Annotated in this window: 11 protein-coding genes; 9 read left to right on the top strand and 2 right to left on the bottom strand. The window is 58.3% G+C overall.

Going from position 1 to position 16473, the window contains the following annotated elements; translation table 11 throughout:
* The first annotated feature begins 107 nt into the window (after positions 1 to 107).
* On the top strand, positions 108 to 488 hold the full coding sequence (locus EQV93_RS07910; protein WP_122782813.1) for a RidA family protein: 381 nt from the start codon (positions 108 to 110) through the stop codon (positions 486 to 488).
* Here EQV93_RS07910 and EQV93_RS07905 read toward each other — a convergent pair.
* Entirely contained in the window at positions 485 to 1009 is a 525-nt protein-coding gene (locus EQV93_RS07905) for a DUF4946 domain-containing protein (RefSeq protein WP_146383555.1), read from the bottom strand. The genes EQV93_RS07910 and EQV93_RS07905 overlap by 4 nt on opposite strands.
* A gap of 227 nt (positions 1010 to 1236) precedes the next feature.
* On the opposite strand from EQV93_RS07905, the gene EQV93_RS07900 reads away from it, so the two are divergent.
* Together EQV93_RS07900 and rfaD are read left to right on the top strand one after the other, a co-directional pair.
* The gene (locus tag EQV93_RS07900; RefSeq protein ID WP_122782811.1) at positions 1237 to 2514 is read left to right on the top strand and encodes a serine/threonine transporter; all 1278 of its coding nucleotides are present in this window, start codon (positions 1237 to 1239) and stop codon (positions 2512 to 2514) included.
* 113 nt (positions 2515 to 2627) lie between these two features.
* Positions 2628 to 3617, top strand: coding sequence for an ADP-glyceromanno-heptose 6-epimerase (gene rfaD, locus EQV93_RS07895; RefSeq protein ID WP_240891300.1), 990 nt, complete (start codon positions 2628 to 2630; stop codon positions 3615 to 3617).
* A 165-nt stretch (positions 3618 to 3782) separates the two neighbouring features.
* Here rfaD and tal read toward each other — a convergent pair whose 3' ends face one another.
* The gene (gene tal, locus EQV93_RS07890) at positions 3783 to 4706 is read right to left on the bottom strand and encodes a transaldolase (protein ID WP_122782809.1); all 924 of its coding nucleotides are present in this window, start codon (positions 4704 to 4706) and stop codon (positions 3783 to 3785) included.
* 228 nt (positions 4707 to 4934) lie between these two features.
* Here tal and EQV93_RS07885 point away from each other — a divergent pair, with 228 nt between their 5' ends.
* The 6 genes from EQV93_RS07885 to EQV93_RS07860 all read left to right on the top strand — a co-directional run bounded on the left by EQV93_RS07885 (position 4935) and on the right by EQV93_RS07860 (position 15678).
* Entirely contained in the window at positions 4935 to 5606 is a 672-nt protein-coding gene (locus EQV93_RS07885) for a DUF3313 domain-containing protein (protein WP_122782808.1), read from the top strand.
* Between the two features lie 153 nt (positions 5607 to 5759).
* On the top strand, positions 5760 to 6260 hold the full coding sequence (tpx, locus tag EQV93_RS07880) for a thiol peroxidase (RefSeq protein WP_240891299.1): 501 nt from the start codon (positions 5760 to 5762) through the stop codon (positions 6258 to 6260).
* A gap of 406 nt (positions 6261 to 6666) precedes the next feature.
* Positions 6667 to 7977, top strand: coding sequence for an MdtA/MuxA family multidrug efflux RND transporter periplasmic adaptor subunit (locus EQV93_RS07875; RefSeq protein ID WP_167654237.1), 1311 nt, complete (start codon positions 6667 to 6669; stop codon positions 7975 to 7977).
* Positions 7974 to 11075: an MdtB/MuxB family multidrug efflux RND transporter permease subunit gene (locus EQV93_RS07870; RefSeq protein ID WP_240891298.1), complete on the top strand. Its 3102-nt coding sequence runs from the start codon at positions 7974 to 7976 to the stop codon at positions 11073 to 11075. Before EQV93_RS07875 ends, EQV93_RS07870 begins: the two co-directional genes overlap by 4 nt.
* Entirely contained in the window at positions 11072 to 14179 is a 3108-nt protein-coding gene (locus EQV93_RS07865; protein ID WP_122782804.1) for an efflux RND transporter permease subunit, read from the top strand. Before EQV93_RS07870 ends, EQV93_RS07865 begins: the two co-directional genes overlap by 4 nt.
* Positions 14176 to 15678 carry an efflux transporter outer membrane subunit gene (locus tag EQV93_RS07860; RefSeq protein WP_208727484.1) on the top strand — a complete coding sequence of 501 codons (1503 nt, stop codon included), beginning with the start codon at positions 14176 to 14178 and terminating at the stop codon, positions 15676 to 15678. Before EQV93_RS07865 ends, EQV93_RS07860 begins: the two co-directional genes overlap by 4 nt.
* The last annotated feature ends 795 nt before the right edge of the window (positions 15679 to 16473 follow it).

The raw sequence follows: 16473 nt of genomic DNA, 5'->3' as shown, positions 1-16473 counted from the left end.
GTTGGCAATACCCGGTATGAAAGGTGAACGGGGCTACAGGTTTGAGCTGACAGCGCATCAGCCCGTTATACTGCGGCCCTCTTTTTCCTGACTCCAAGGCTAATGGCATGGCTAACCACGACATCACCTTCACTCCTGACCCTGATGCAGACTCCATCTCATCTGACGTAGCCGGTTTTGCCGGTGTGCTGATGTCCACCCAGATTCCGACCCGTGCCGATGGCAGTCTGGAGCTGGGCACAATCACCGAACAAAGTGAATGCACCTTGCAAGCGCTTAAAGTTGCGCTGGAGCGGGCGGGCAGCTCGATGGACCGGGTGATGCACCTGACCATTTACCTCACGGACATGGCTGACCGCGCAGCTTTCAACGAGGTTTACACCCGCTTCTTTGCAAAGCCGTGGCCCGTACGTGCCGCCGTTGGCGTGGCCGCTCTGGCGGTCGAAGGCATGCGTGTTGAAGTGACCGCCATGGCCGCCAAGGCCTAGGGTTTACTTAGTTGCAAGCTGGCACGGATGCCATTGACCTCTGCTTCGTTGGCCTTGTAACCCTCAGCAGGCCCGGCGTAGGAGAGGGCATAAGCGCTATTGCCCTGAGTGGCGGCCACGAGGGTCTGGGTGATCACGTGGTTGCCGTTCTGAGTGATCTTGCACGTGGTTTGCAGTGCTTTGAGGCCACCCAGGGTGCTGTCATGAATCTTGTTGCAAGCACTTTGATAGCCGGCGCTGGCGAAGTTTTTTTGCAGCGTCTTGCGCATTTGCAGCAGCACCGCGTCCATATTCACTTGATGCTCGGGTTCTAGCGTGGTCTGGGTCAGTTCCATGACCATTAACGGGTCGCCATTGGCGTCGTTCTTGACCGCCCGCTGACGCACGTTGTTGGTGTCGGCCGCAGGCGGCAGGGCCTGAACCTCCCAGTCTGCGGGCCAGGTGATCGTCAGTTGCTCGGCATGGGCCGCAGCGCAAAACAGCAGTGCGAACAGTGCGGTGAAACGAAGCGAGCAGGGCATCAGGGCAGGCCTTTTCAGTGAAAAGTGGATGGGTAGATTGTATCAACAGGTGTACATCTATTGCGTTGTTGTGTGACATCATTTTTCACCATTGCTCAGCTAACCCTTTGCTTCTTATGCCTAATCCCGGACAATCGCGCCCCTCTTATGGCCGGGGCGTGGTCTGTAAGGTGTTTTCCGTTCGCCCCGGCCGCGTGGTAACGACCGGCTAGCGGAGATTCGACCGGATGAATGACCAGGCTAATAGCGTTGATGAACGCTTCGACGAGACCCCGGCGACCCTCAGTCGCTGGAACCGTCATGACACCACCTGGATGCTGGGCCTGTTTGGTACGGCCATTGGCGCAGGTACGCTGTTCTTGCCCATCAACGCAGGCATAGGCGGCTTTTGGCCGTTGCTGATCCTGGCGCTGCTGGCGTTCCCCATGACCTTTTACGCACACCGTGGCTTGACCCGTTTCGTCTTGTCGGGTCGCGAAGGCTCAGACATCACGGATGTGGTTGAAGAGCATTTTGGATTGACGGCCGGTGCGCTGATCACGTTGCTGTACTTCCTGGCCATTTTTCCGATCCTGCTGATCTACAGCGTGGCACTGACCAACACCGTGGGCAGCTTTATGCTCAACCAGTTGCATGTCACGCCACCGCCCCGGGCCATTCTGTCGTTGGTGCTGATCCTCGGGTTGCTGGCCGTGGTGCGCTGCGGCGAGCAAGCGATCGTCAAGGCCATGAGCATGATGGTCTACCCGTTTATCGTGGCGTTGCTGTTTTTGGCGGTGTTTTTGATTCCGCACTGGAACGGCGGCATTCTGAGCACTGCCAACACGCTGCCAGCGCCGTCGGCCCTGTTGCACACCTTATGGCTGGCGATTCCGGTGATGGTGTTCTCTTTCAACCACTCGCCGATCATTTCCGCCTTCGCCGTCGATCAAAAGCGCCGTTATGGCCAGAACGCCGATCAGCGCAGCTCCCAGATCCTTTCTCGCGCGCACCTGCTGATGGTCGTCATGGTGCTGTTCTTCGTGTTCAGCTGCGTACTGACCTTGTCGCCTGCGCAATTGGCTGAGGCCAAGGCGCAGAACCTGTCGATCCTGTCCTATCTGGCCAACCACTTCGACAACCCGACCATTGCCTTTGCGGCACCGTTGATTGCGTTCGTGGCCATTGCCAAGTCGTTTCTGGGGCACTACATCGGTGCCAGCGAAGGCCTTAAAGGTCTGGTGCTTAAAACCGGTAAACGGCCAGGGGCCAAGACCCTCGACCGCTTGACCGCCGCCTTCATGCTGGTGGTGTGCTGGGCGGTGGCCACCCTTAACCCGAGCATTCTGCGCATGATTGAAACACTGGGTGGCCCGGTGATCGCGGCCATCCTGTTCCTGATGCCGATGTATGCGATCCGTCGTGTGCCGGCCATGCGTCAGTACTCGGGGCTGCTCTCCAACGTGTTCGTCACCCTTGTCGGGTTGATCGCGATTTCGTCGCTGGTGTACTCGCTGATCCCTTGATCGGTGGCGTGTCGCCGTCGTTCCAGGCGGCGACACGTTGAGTTGATTCGCGTCAATCCCCACGGCTGAGTGCCGCGTAGTCTAAGGTCACTTCTTTTAGGAGGTGATTAGGCATGAGCATCATCGTGACCGGCGCTGCCGGGTTTATCGGCAGCAATCTGGTGAAGGCACTGAACTTGCGCGGCGAGCACGACATCATTGCCGTCGACGATCTGACTGACGGTGACAAGTGCCGTAATCTCGCCGATTGCGACATTGCCGATTACCTTGATAAACGCGAGTTCCTGCCCCGTTTTGCTGCTCGGCAATGGGCGGGTGTGCGTGCGGTGCTGCATCAGGGCGCCTGTTCAAGTACCGTCGAGCGTGACGGGCGACTGATGATGGACAACAACTATCAATACAGCTGCGACCTGTTGCAGGCCTGTCAGGCGCAATCAGTTGCATTGCTGTATGCCTCCTCGGCGGCGGTTTATGGTGCTCGTCGCGACTTTCGTGAAGACCGTGAATGTGAGCAGCCACTCAATGTGTACGCCTATTCCAAATTCCTGTTTGACCAACGGGTACGCCAGATACTGCCTACGGCCAGCAGCCAGATAGTGGGGTTGCGATACTTCAATGTGTACGGCCCGCGTGAGCAGCACAAAGGGCGTATGGCGTCGATGGTCTGGCACTGTTTCAACCAGTACCGCGAGCGCGGGCATGTTGAATTGTTCGCAGACTATGGCGGTTACCCGGCGGGCGGGCATCTGCGCGATTTTGTGTCGGTTGAAGATGTGGTCAAGGTCAATCTGCATTGGCTGGACAATCCGCAGACCAGCGGGATTTTCAATCTGGGGACGGGATTGGCGCGCTCATTCAATGCGTTGGCGTTGGCGACCATCAACAGTGTGCGAGTGGCTGAGAACAGGCCTGAGCTGACCCTGGAAACAGCGCTGCTGGAGGGTGTGCTGCAATACATTGCGTTTCCCCAAGCGCTTAAAAGCAAATATCAGGTGTACACCTGCGCCGACCTGACCCGCTTGCGTGAGGCGGGTTACAGCGAGCCGATGTTGACGTTGGAGGAAGGGGTGGAGCGTTATTGCCGTGAATTATTGAGTCGCTAAAACCCGTAGCAGCTGACGAGCTCTGCGAGGCTGCGTTCGAGGACGCAGTCCTCGTAAACCCGGCCGCTCAGGGGGTGCCTGAATAACCGGGTTGTAGGGTTTTACGACGGCTTTGCCGCCGATCGCAGCCTCGCAGAACTCGTCAGCTGCTACGCGTACACCGAGTTATTTACCCGACAGCAACGCTTCCAGCTTTTCTTGGTCACGGGCGAACTGGCGGATGCCTTCGGCCAGTTTTTCAGTGGCCATGGCGTCTTCATTCGATTCCCAGCGGAACTGCGCTTCGCTGAGGATCAGACGCGGTTCGCCAGCATTGCCAGGGGCCAGTTTGCGTTCCAGCGTGCCTTGTTCCTGGGCCAGTTTTTCCAGCAGGTCGGGGCTGATGGTCAAGCGGTCGCAACCGGCCAATTGTTCAATCTGGTTGGTGTTGCGGAAGCTCGCGCCCATGACCACGGTGCTGTAGCCATTGGCTTTGTAGTAGTTGTAGATGCGGGTAACCGATTGCACGCCCGGATCATCGGAGCCGGTGTAGTCAATGCCGGTGGATTTTTTGTACCAGTCGTAGATGCGGCCCACAAATGGCGAGATCAAGAACACGCCCGCATCGGCACAGGCCGCTGCCTGGGCAAATGAGAACAGCAGCGTCAGGTTGGTTTGAATCCCGGCTTTTTCCAGCTTCTCAGCCGCACGGATACCTTCCCAGGTCGAGGCGAGCTTGATCAGCACGCGGTCACGGCCAACTCCAGCCTTGTCATATAACTCGATCAACTGATTGGCTTTTTGCAGCAGGGCCGCTTCGTCAAACGACAGGCGAGCGTCGACTTCCGTCGAAATTCGCCCAGGAATGACTTTCAAGATACCGCTACCCACCGACACCGCGAACAGGTCGCACGCCAGGCCGACATCGCCTTTGGCGTGTTCGATGGCGTTTTTCAGTAAATCGGCGTAACCGGGCAGCGCGGCAGCTTTGAGCAGCAGCGAAGGATTGGTGGTGGCATCAACGGGTTTGAGGCGGGTAATCGCGTCGAGGTCGCCGGTGTCTGCGACCACGGTGGTGAACTGCTTGAGTTGTTCCAGCTTGGAAGTCATGGGGCGTCTCAGTCTTAAATAAGGAAATGGCTGTATGAATGGAGTGTATCTTCGATCAAAAGTTCGTTGAAGGCAGGCTGGCAGAATGCCGCGCAATCCCTGCATTGTGCAACCCGGCAAACGATTTTTCACTGACGGATTTACGACCTGTCCACGGCCTTTTGCGGATGTTTAGCTATACCTAAGTTTCCGTATCTGTGCGGTTGCATTTTCTACAGGAGTTACAGCATGAAGCTTGGGCTAATGTTTGGGGCGGTGTGCCTTGCCTCGCTTGGGGTGGTCGGTTGTTCCAGTCAGACGGTGCAACCGAACGAATACTCCGGTTTCTTGAAGGATTACAGTCACCTCAAAGAGGAGAAATCGCCTTCGGGGGCCGAGGTCATGCGCTGGATAGACCCAAAGCTCGACTTGAATAAATACACCAGCGTGTACATCGAGCCGAGCCAGCTGTACCCGGCGCCTCAACCCACCGGAAAAATTTCCCAAAAAACGTTGAATGGCATAACCGCGTATTACGATCAGGCACTCAAACGCGAGCTGGGCAAATCGCTGCCCTTGGCCAGCGCACCGGGGCCGGGGGTGATTGTTGTGCGGCCGGCCATCACCGCCGTCAGCAGTGAAACCGAGAGCCTGGCACCCTATGAATACATTCCCGTGGCGCTGGTGGCGGCGGCGGTGAGCACTGCAACGGGTATACGTGATCAAGAAACCCAGTTGTCGACCGAGGCCGTTTTGATAGACGGGCAAAGTCAGGATGTTGTGGCTCAGGTCGTGCGCAAGGGCACGGGCAAGCCGCTGGATAACAACACCCAGGAACTGAAGGCCGATAACTTCAAAGCCGTGATCGATGGCTGGGCCACAGACATGCATCAGTCCTATTTGAAGCTCAAGAACGAATAGAAAAGGGTGTTCACGGGCGACGTGTCGAATGCGTCGTCCGTCGTTGAGCCTGTGTCAGGTTGATCGTGACATTTTGTGTGGAGGTCATAGGTGGCGTGACTGTTTCGTGTTTAACTTCGGCCTCTTCAAATACTGTTAAGAAGGACATCGTTCATGGCTCAAGTGACGCTTAAAGGCAACCCTGTTCAAGTCAACGGCGAACTGCCAGCGGTAGGCGCCAAGGCTCCAGATTTTTCGCTGGTGGCAGGTGATTTGTCCGATATGACGTTGGCTAGCTTTGCCGGCAAACGTAAAGTGCTCAACATCTTCCCAAGCGTAGACACCCCGACCTGTGCAACGTCGGTACGCACGTTCAACAAAATGGCCAGTGAGTTGGCCAATACCGTTGTGCTGTGCATTTCGGCTGACCTGCCGTTCGCACAAGCCCGTTTCTGCGGCGCTGAAGGCCTGGAAAACGTGCAAAACCTGTCGACCCTGCGTGGCGCCGAGTTCATCGAAAACTACGGCGTTGCAATCGCTGATGGCCCGCTTAAAGGCCTGACTGCCCGTGCAGTGGTGGTACTGGACGAAAACAACAACGTGCTGCACAGCGAGCTGGTCAAAGAAATCGCTGAAGAGCCAGACTACGAAGCAGCACTGGCTGTTTTGAAGTAAGCATCACGGCATGACCCAAACGGCCTGGCATTGATTGCCAGGCCGTTTTTTTGTGCGGGTTTTGTAGCGGGCGGGGGGGCACGCAGACCCCTGTAGCAGTTGACGAGTAGTGCGAGGCTACGTTCGACGATGCAATCGTCGCAAACGCTGAGCGCACGGTGTAGCTGAAACAGCCAACCCATCTGCCGTGGTGAAGTTGATTTACCGAGTTGAAGGGTTTTACGACGGCTACGCCGCCGATCGTAGCCTCGCATTACTCGTCAACTGCTACGAGTTCAAGATTGCGCCAAACCGCCACTTTTCCTGTCATCTACCCCCTATAACGTAAATACCCGGTAAAGAGCCTTTTCATAACCGCCGACACTGCTTATCGTTCAGCCTCCTGATAATAAGCGCTCGCGCCCAACTGGTTGATCATTCAATGCAATCCTCTGTTTCCCACACTTCTCGTCGCTGGCTGGTTGCTCTGCTGGTGTTGCTGGTCATTATTGGCCTGTGCTGGTGGCTATGGCCGTCGTCAGCGAAAAAAACCGAGGCAACCCAAGCCGCCGGGCAAACCAGTCGCACAGGCATGGCGCGCCCTGGTTTTGGCGGTTCGACTCAAGCCGTGCCAGTGCGGGTGGCGGACGTGACGCGCGGGGACTTCCCGATTTACTACAAGGCGCTGGGCACGGTAACGGCCCTCAATACCATCAATGTGCGCAGCAGAGTGGCGGGCGAGCTGGTCAAGGTCTATTTCAAGGAAGGGCAGATGGTCAAAGCGGGCGACTTGCTGGCTGAGATAGACCCGCGCAGCTACCAGAATGCCTTGCTGCAAGCTGAAGGCACGTTGCTGCAAAATCAGGCCCAGTTGAAAAACGCGCAGGTCGATGTGCAGCGCTATCGCGGTCTGTATGCCGAAGACAGTATCGCCAAGCAAACCCTGGACACCGCCGAAGCGCTGGTGAGTCAGTATCAGGGCACGGTCAAAACCAATCAGGCGGCGGTCAACGACGCCAAGCTCAACCTCGATTTCACCAAGATTCGCGCACCGATCAGCGGCCGAGTGGGCTTGCGCCAATTGGACGTGGGCAACCTGGTCGCCGCCAATGACACCACCGCGCTGGTGGTGATTACCCAGACCGAGCCAATCGTGGTCAGTTTCACCCTGCCGGAGAGCAACCTGTCACTGGTGCTGGAGCGTTACCGCAGTGGCGCCCAATTGCCCGTGCAGGCCTGGAACCGTGGCGACACCAAAGAGTTGGCAACCGGTGTGCTCAGCAGCATTGATAACCAGATTGATATCACCACTGGCACGTTGAAGTTCAAAGCACTGTTTGAGAACCGCGATCAGGCGCTGTTCCCCAACCAGTTCGTCAATGTGCACCTGCTGGCCGACACGCTGAAAAATGTGATTCTGGCCCCGACAGCGGCCATTCAATACGGCACCAATGGGTCGTTTGTCTATGCCATGGACGGTGACAACAAGGTCAAGATCCGCAGCATCAAAGTGGGGGCCACCGACGGTGATGTGACGGTCATTGAAGAAGGGCTGGAACCCGGTGATCGCGTTGTGCTGGAAGGCACTGACCGGTTGCGTGATGGCGGCGCGGTAGAGGTCGTCAACGACAGCGCCGAGGTGCCGGCCACCCCGGCGCAGCACCTGCAAGGCGGGGCTGAGGCCGTTGCTGTGCCTGCGGATGCCAAAGCCAACGGCAAGGGCAAGGCGCACGAATGAATCTGTCGCGGCTGTTTATCCTGCGCCCGGTCGCAACCACGCTGTGCATGCTGGCCATCGTGTTGTCCGGGATCATTGCCTACCGCCTGTTGCCGGTGTCGGCCTTGCCTCAGGTCGATTACCCGACCATCCGGGTCATGACGCTGTATCCGGGCGCCAGCCCTGACGTGATGACCAGCGCGGTCACCGCACCGCTAGAGCGCCAGTTCGGGCAAATGCCCGGTTTGACACAAATGGCCAGCACCAGCTCCGGGGGCGCTTCGGTGCTGACGTTGCGCTTTAACCTGGACATCAATATGGATGTCGCCGAGCAACAAGTGCAGGCGGCGATCAATGCTGCCAGCAACCTGTTGCCCAGCGATTTACCGGCCCCGCCGGTGTACAACAAGGTCAACCCGGCCGATACCCCGGTGCTGACCCTGGCGATTACATCGAAAACCATGCTGCTGCCCAAGCTCAATGACTTGGTCGATACGCGCATGGCCCAGAAAATTGCCCAGATCAGCGGCGTTGGCATGGTCAGTATTGCCGGTGGTCAGCGTCAGGCGGTGCGCATCAAGGTCAACCCTGAAGCACTGGCCGCCAATGGCCTCAACCTCGCGGATGTGCGCACGCTCATCAACGCCTCCAACGTCAACCAGCCCAAGGGTAATTTCGACGGCCCGACCCGGGTGTCGATGCTCGACGCCAACGATCAGTTGAAAACCCCGGAGGAATACGCCGAGCTGATCCTCGCCTATAACAACGGCGCGCCGTTGCGACTCAAGGACGTGGCCGAAATTGTCGATGGCGCCGAGAACGAGCGGCTTGCCGCCTGGGCCAATGAAAATCAGGCTGTACTGCTTAATATCCAGCGCCAGCCGGGTGCCAACGTGATTGAAGTGGTGGACCGGATCAAGGCGCTGCTGCCCAGCATCACCGACAACCTGCCCGCCGGTATTGACGTGACGGTATTGACCGACCGCACGCAAACCATCCGCGCCTCGGTGCGCGATGTGCAATTGGAATTGCTGATCGCCATCGCCCTGGTGGTGATGGTGACCTTCCTGTTTCTGCGCCGTGCCAGCGCCACCCTCATTCCTTCGATTGCGGTGCCGCTGTCACTGATCGGCACCTTCGGGGTGATGTACCTCGCGGGTTTTTCGATCAACAACCTGACGCTGATGGCCTTGACCGTTGCCACCGGCTTTGTGGTCGATGACGCTATCGTCATGCTGGAGAACATCTCGCGCTACATCGAAGAAGGCGACAGCCCAATGCAGGCGGCGCTCAAGGGCGCCAAGCAAATCGGCTTTACCCTGATTTCCTTGACCCTGTCGCTGATTGCCGTACTGATCCCGTTGCTGTTTATGGGCGATGTAGTGGGGCGTCTGTTCCGCGAATTTGCCATCACCCTGGCGGTGGCCATTCTGATTTCGCTGGTGGTCTCGCTGACCCTGACGCCGATGATGTGCGCGCGCCTGCTCAAAGCCGAACCCAAGCCTGAGGAACAGGGTCGTTTCTACCGGGCCAGCGGTGCTTTCATCGACTGGATGATCACCGAGTACGGTCGCATGTTGCAGTGGGTGCTCAAGCATCAACCGCTGACCTTGCTGGTGGCCATCGGCACACTGGCACTGACCGTCTTACTGTACATGGTCGTGCCCAAGGGTTTTTTCCCGGTGCAAGACACCGGGGTGATTCAGGGGATTACCGAAGCGCCGCAGTCGATCTCGTTCAGTGCCATGAGCCAGCGTCAGCAAGCACTGGCGCAGCTCATTCTGCAAGACCCTGCGGTGCAAAGCCTGTCGTCTTACATCGGTGTGGACGGCGATAACGCGACCCTCAACAGCGGGCGCATGCTGATCAACCTCAAGCCTCACGGTGATCGCAGTGAAACGGCGTCTGAAGTGATTGCCCGCCTGCAACCGCAGGTCGACAAGCAGTCGGGGATTCGCCTGTTCATGCAGCCGGTACAAGACTTGACCATCGAAGACCGGGTTAGCCGCACTCAGTACCAGTTCAGCCTGACGTCACCCGATGCCGAGCTGCTCAGCACCTGGACGCAAAAGCTGGTAACGGCGCTGTCCAATCAGCCGGAGCTGACCGATGTGGCCAGCGACCTTCAAGACAAAGGCTTGCAGGTGTACCTGGTGATTGACCGCGATGCGGCCTCGCGCCTTGGGGTGACAGTGGCCAATATCACCGACGCGTTGTATGACGCCTTTGGTCAACGTCAGATTTCCACCATCTATACCCAGGCCAGCCAATACCGCGTGGTGTTGCAAGCCAAAGATGGCGAGAAAATCGGCCCGCAGGCGTTGGACCAGATTCACGTCAAGACCACCGATGGCGGGCAAGTCCGACTGTCGAGCCTGGCCAAGGTAGAAGAACGACAGGCGCAACTGGCGATCTCTCACATTGGCCAGTTCCCCTCGGTGATGGTGTCGTTCAACCTCGCGCCCGGTGTTGCGCTGGGCGAAGCCGTCGAATTGATCGATCAGGTGCAAAAAGACATCGGTATGCCGGTGGGCGTGCAAACCGAGTTCCAGGGCGCGGCGAAAGCGTTTCAGGCGTCGTTGTCGAGCACCTTGCTGCTGATTCTGGCTGCCATCGTGACCATGTACATCGTGCTCGGCGTGCTGTACGAAAGTTACATCCACCCCGTCACCATTCTTTCGACCTTGCCGTCGGCGGCCGTGGGTGCCTTGCTGGCGCTGATACTGAGTGGCAATGATCTGGGCATGATCGCGATCATCGGCATCATTTTGCTGATCGGTATTGTGAAAAAGAACGCGATCATGATGATCGACTTTGCCCTTGATGCCGAGCGCAATCAGGGCATGGCCCCGGAACAGGCGATTTATCAGGCGGCGTTACTGCGTTTCAGGCCGATTTTGATGACCACACTGGCGGCGCTGTTTGGTGCCGTACCGCTGATGCTGGCCACCGGCTCCGGTGCAGAATTGCGCCAGCCGCTGGGGCTGGTGATGGTGGGCGGTTTGCTGGTCAGCCAAGTGCTGACGCTGTTTACCACCCCGGTCATTTACCTGTACTTCGACCGATTGGGCCGCCGCTGGCGGGGTGATGCAGCCAACGCTGAGCAGGCGTCGGTATGAACCTGTCCGGGCCGTTTATCCGGCGCCCCGTCGCCACCATGCTGCTCAGCCTGGCCATCATGCTGTTGGGCGGTGTGAGCTTTGGTTTGTTGCCGGTGTCTCCGTTGCCGCAAATCGATTTTCCGGTGATTGTGGTCTCCGCCAGTTTGCCGGGGGCCAGCCCCGAGGTGATGGCGTCCACGGTGGCCACCCCGCTTGAGCGCTCGTTTGGCTCGATTGCCGGGGTCAACACCATGAGCAGTCGTTCCAGTCAGGGCTCGACCCGGGTAATTTTGCAGTTCGATCAGGACCGCGACATCAACGGTGCGGCGCGAGAAGTGCAGGCGGCCATCAACGCATCGCGCAACTTGCTGCCCAGCGGCATGAAAAGCATGCCGACCTACAAAAAGGTCAACCCCTCGCAAGCACCGATCATGGTGTTGGCGCTGACCTCGGAGGTGCTGTCCAAAGGCGAGCTGTACGATCTGGCGTCGACCATCCTGTCGCAGAGCCTGTCTCAAGTGCCGGGGGTGGGTGAAGTACAAATTGGCGGCAGCTCGCTGCCGGCGGTGCGTATCGAGCTGGAGCCGCAACTGCTGAACCAGTACGGTGTGTCGCTGGATGAAGTGCGCAGCACCATTGCCAGTGCCAACGTGCGTCGGCCCAAGGGCGCGGTGTCGGATGGCGAGCGTAACTGGCAGATTCAGGCCAATGACCAGCTGGAAAAAGCCAAGGATTACGAGTCGCTGATTATCCGTTATCAGGACGGTGCCGCCTTGCGCCTCAATCATGTGGCCAAAGTGCAGGACAGCGTTGAGGACCGCTACAACAGTGGCTTCTTCAACAATGACGCGGCCGTGCTGCTGGTGGTCAACCGCCAGGCCGGGGCCAACATCATCGAGACTGTAAGCGCCATCAAGGCGCAATTGCCGGCCTTGCAAGCCGTGCTGCCCGCCAGCGTCAAGCTGGAAGTGGCCATGGACCGTTCGCCGGTGATCAAGGCCACCTTGCACGAAGCCGAAATGACCTTGCTGATCGCCGTGGTGCTGGTGATTATCGTGGTGTTCCTGTTCCTGGGTAATTTCCGTGCCTCGTTGATCCCCACGTTAGCGGTGCCGGTGTCGTTGATCGGCACCTTCGCCATCATGTACCTGTACGGCTTCTCGCTGAACAACCTGTCGCTGATGGCGCTGATTCTGGCCACCGGGCTGGTGGTGGACGATGCCATCGTGGTGCTGGAGAACATCTCGCGGCATATCGACGCCGGTATCGCGCCGATGAAAGCCGCATACATGGGTGCCAAGGAAGTCGGTTTTACCTTGCTGTCGATGAACGTGTCGCTGGTGGCCGTGTTCCTGTCGATCCTGTTTATGGGCGGGATTGTCGAGAGTCTGTTCCGCGAGTTCTCGATCACGCTGGCCGCATCGATTGTGGTGTCGCTGGTGGTGTCACTGACCCTGACCCCGATGCTCTGCGCACGCTGGCTCAAGCCCCATGTGCCGGGCACTGAAAACGCCATGCAGCGTTGGAGCATCCGCCTTAACGAACGCATGATGCGAGGCTATGCGCGCTCGCTGGACTGGGTATTGCGGCACAAGCGCCTGACCTTGTTAAGCCTGCTGGTGACCATTGGCGTCAACGTGGCGTTGTACGTGGTAGTGCCCAAGACCTTCATGCCGCAGCAGGACACCGGGCAACTGATCGGTTTCGTGCGTGGCGACGATGGCCTGTCATTCAGCGTCATGCAGCCGAAAATGGAAATCTTCCGCAAGGCGGTGCTGGCCGACCCGGCCGTTGAAAGTGTGGCCGGGTTTATTGGCGGCAACGGCGGCACCAACAACGCGATCATGATCGTGCGCCTCAAGCCGGTCTCCGAGCGCAAGATTTCTGCGCAAAAAGTCATCGAGCGACTGCGCAACACCATGCCCAAAGTACCTGGTGGGCGCTTGATGCTGATGGCTGACCAAGACTTGCAATTTGGCGGTGGCCGCGAGCAAAGCAGTTCGCAGTACTCCTACATCCTGCAAAGTGGCGACCTCAACGAACTGCGCATCTGGTACCCGAAAGTCGTGGCTGCCCTTAAAGCGCTGCCCGAACTGACGGCCATCGATGCCCGCGAAGGGCGCGGTGCCCAGCAAGTCACGCTGGTGGTGGACCGCGATCAGGCCAAGCGTCTTGGCATCGACATGAACATGGTCACGGCGGTGCTTAACAACGCCTACAGTCAGCGGCAGATTTCGACCATCTACGACAGCCTGAACCAGTATCAGGTGGTCATGGAGGTCAACCCCAAATACGCCCAGGACCCTGAAACCCTCAACCAGGTGCAGGTCATCACCGCCGAGGGTGAGCGCGTGCCGTTATCGACCATTGCCCACTACGAAAACAGCCTGCAAGACGACCGCGTCGAGCACGAAGGCCAGTTTGCTTCCGAGACCATTGCGTTCGACATGGCGCCTGGTGTGTCACTGGAACAGGGCACCGCTGCGATTGAGCGAGCGATAGCCAAACTGGGATTGCCGGAAGACGTGATCGCCAAAATGGCCGGTACGGGCGATGCCTTTGCGGCCACGCAAAAGGGTCAGCCTTTCATGATCCTCGGCGCGTTGGTGGCGGTGTATCTGGTGCTGGGGATTCTTTATGAAAGCTATATCCACCCGCTGACCATTTTGTCGACTCTACCGTCGGCGGGCGTGGGGGCGTTGTTGAGCATCTACCTGACGGGGGGCGAATTCAGCCTGATTTCACTGCTGGGCTTGTTCCTGTTGATTGGCGTGGTGAAGAAAAACGCGATCCTGATGATCGACCTTGCGTTGCAGCTGGAACGCCACGGTGGCCTCAGCCCCGAGCAATCCATCCGCAGCGCCTGCCTGCAGCGTCTGCGGCCGATTCTGATGACCACACTGGCGGCCATTCTGGGTGCCGTACCGCTGCTGCTCAGCACCGCTGAAGGTGCAGAAATGCGCCAGCCGCTGGGCCTGACCATTATTGGCGGGTTGGTCTTCAGCCAGATCCTGACCCTATACACCACCCCGGTGGTTTACCTCTATCTCGACCGCGCGCGCCACCGCTTCAACAAATGGCGTGGCGTACGCACTGATGCTGCTCTGGAAACTGCGCTATGACCTCTCGTTTGCTTACCCTCGCTCCGGCCCTGTCGCCCCAACGTTGGGCCCTTGCCCGTGGGCTGGGGCTGGCGTTTACCGGTCTGTTGCTAAGCGCCTGTGCGATTGGTCCTGACTACCAGCGTCCGCAAGCGCCAGCCCCGCTCGAATACAAAGAAGCGGCGGGCTGGACCCAGGCCAACCCCAGTGATGCCCTGGCCCGCGGGGCCTGGTGGGAACTGTATGGCGATGCGCAACTCAACGGTCTGGTTGAAACGCTCAACCGTTCCAACCAGACCGTAGCGCAATCCGAAGCCCAGTTCCGTCAGGCCCAGGCACTGGTGCGCACAGCGCGTGGTGCTTTCTTCCCGAGTGCCGACCTGAGCGTGGGTAAAACCCGTTCCAGTCAGGGCTCAGGCAGTTCCAGTTCAAGCCTGACCCAATCGAGCAGCGGCATCCGCGACACCTTGAATGCACAAGTGGGTGTGAGCTGGGAAGCCGATGTCTGGGGCAAACTGCGCCGTGGGCTGGAAGCCAACGAAGCCAGCGCCGAAGCCAGCTTGGCTGACTTGGCGGCGATGCGTTTGAGCCAACAATCGGAACTGGTGCAGAACTACCTGCAACTGCGCGTGATTGATGAGCAAAAACGCCTGCTCGAAGCCACCGTCGAGGCGTACCAGCGCTCGTTGAAAATGAGTGAAAACCAATACCGTGCGGGTATATCCGGCAAAGACGCCGTGGCCCAGGCACAAACCCAACTGCGCACCACCCAGGCCAGCCTGATCGACCTGATCTGGCAGCGTGCGCAGTTTGAAAACGCCATAGCTGTCCTTACGGGGCAAGCGCCGTCAGGGTTCCAGTTGGCGGAAGTCAAAGACGTGCCGAACCTGCCGCAGATTCCGGTGAGCCTGCCTTCACAACTGCTGGAGCGGCGTCCTGACATCGCCTCGGCGGAGCGCTCGATCATTGCTGCCAACGCCAACATCGGCGTGGCCAAAGCGGCTTACTACCCGGACTTCAGCTTGAGCCTGTCGGGTGGTTACAGCAGCAGCCAGTACCAGGACTGGATCAGCGTACCGAACCGATTCTGGTCGGTGGGTCCGAAGATTTCCTTGCCCTTGTTTGATGGCGGCCAGCGTTCGGCAGACGTCGATCGCAACGAAGCGATCTATGACCAGACTGTGGCCAAATACCGTCAGACCGTGCTCGATGGTTTGCGTGAGGTCGAGAATTACATGGTGCAACTGAAAGTCCTGGCGGATGAGTCGGTGGTGCAGGAGCAAGCGCTGGAGTCGGCGCGAGAGTCGTTGCGTTTGACCACTAACCAGTACAAGGCGGGTTTGATTGCTTATTTAGACGTGGTAACGGTACAAACGACGGCCTTGTCTAATGAGCGCACCGTGTTGAACCTGTTGCAAAGCCGGTTGATAGCCAGCGTGCAGTTGATTGCTGCTTTGGGTGGGGGATGGGATGGCAATACTGATTTGAGTGCCAATGAGCACACGGGCGAGCGCCCGTAAGGGTAAACCCGAGATAACTCGGTTTGTGATCTAGTTTTTGATCTGGCTTTTGACCTGGCTTTTGACCTGGCTTTTGACCTGGCTTTTGACTTGGTTTTTGATCTGGCTTTTGACTTGGCTTTTGATCTTGATCTTGATCTTGATCTGCCGCCCCTTCGGGAGGCCGAGAGGAGGTTTCGCGGAGTGGGTCGACCGGCATGGATGCCGGGAGAGCTGCGATCGGGCCAAGGATGGCCCGTCGCAGCGTGCCCACGGAGCGGGACCGGAGCGAGGGGCACCTGAGCGCAGCGAGGGCCGTACGCGGGGGCGGAAGCGTTTTGGTTACTTTGCCGCTTTTGCAAAGTGACACGCCGTAAGGGCGTAACCCGTAGAGCGCCGTGATACATGAAATGGATATGTACGCGGTTTAGATAACTGGAGCACTGAGTACATATCCATTGGATGTGTAAATTCTTTCTACGGGTTTCGCCCTTACGGCGAGGCACTTTTGTCAAACAGCCACAAAAGTACCCAAAAAGTCCTTGCCCTACCATACGGCCGAGCTCGCCTAGGCTCGCCCGGTGCCTTCACTCCGGCACTGTTATGGGGGCACGCCGCGACGGGCCATCCTTGGCCCGATCGCGGCTGGCTCGGCGTCCTGCCTCGCCACCCCCATAACAGCACCTACGTTCAGCCTCCTGTGATGGGCCCCAGTGTCGTTCCCACTTTTTCGGTGGCAGCAGTGAGGGACGTTGGAAGCTGCTAGCTAAAAGCTAAAAGCTAAAAGCTAAAAGCTAAAAGCTAAAAGCTAAAAGC

The organism is Pseudomonas sp. TMW22091, assembly GCF_022496705.1.
Classification (GTDB): Bacteria; Pseudomonadota; Gammaproteobacteria; order Pseudomonadales; family Pseudomonadaceae; genus Aquipseudomonas; species Aquipseudomonas saxonica.
Note: the sequence above shows the minus strand (reverse complement) of the source record. Positions and strands in the feature narration are given on the sequence as shown.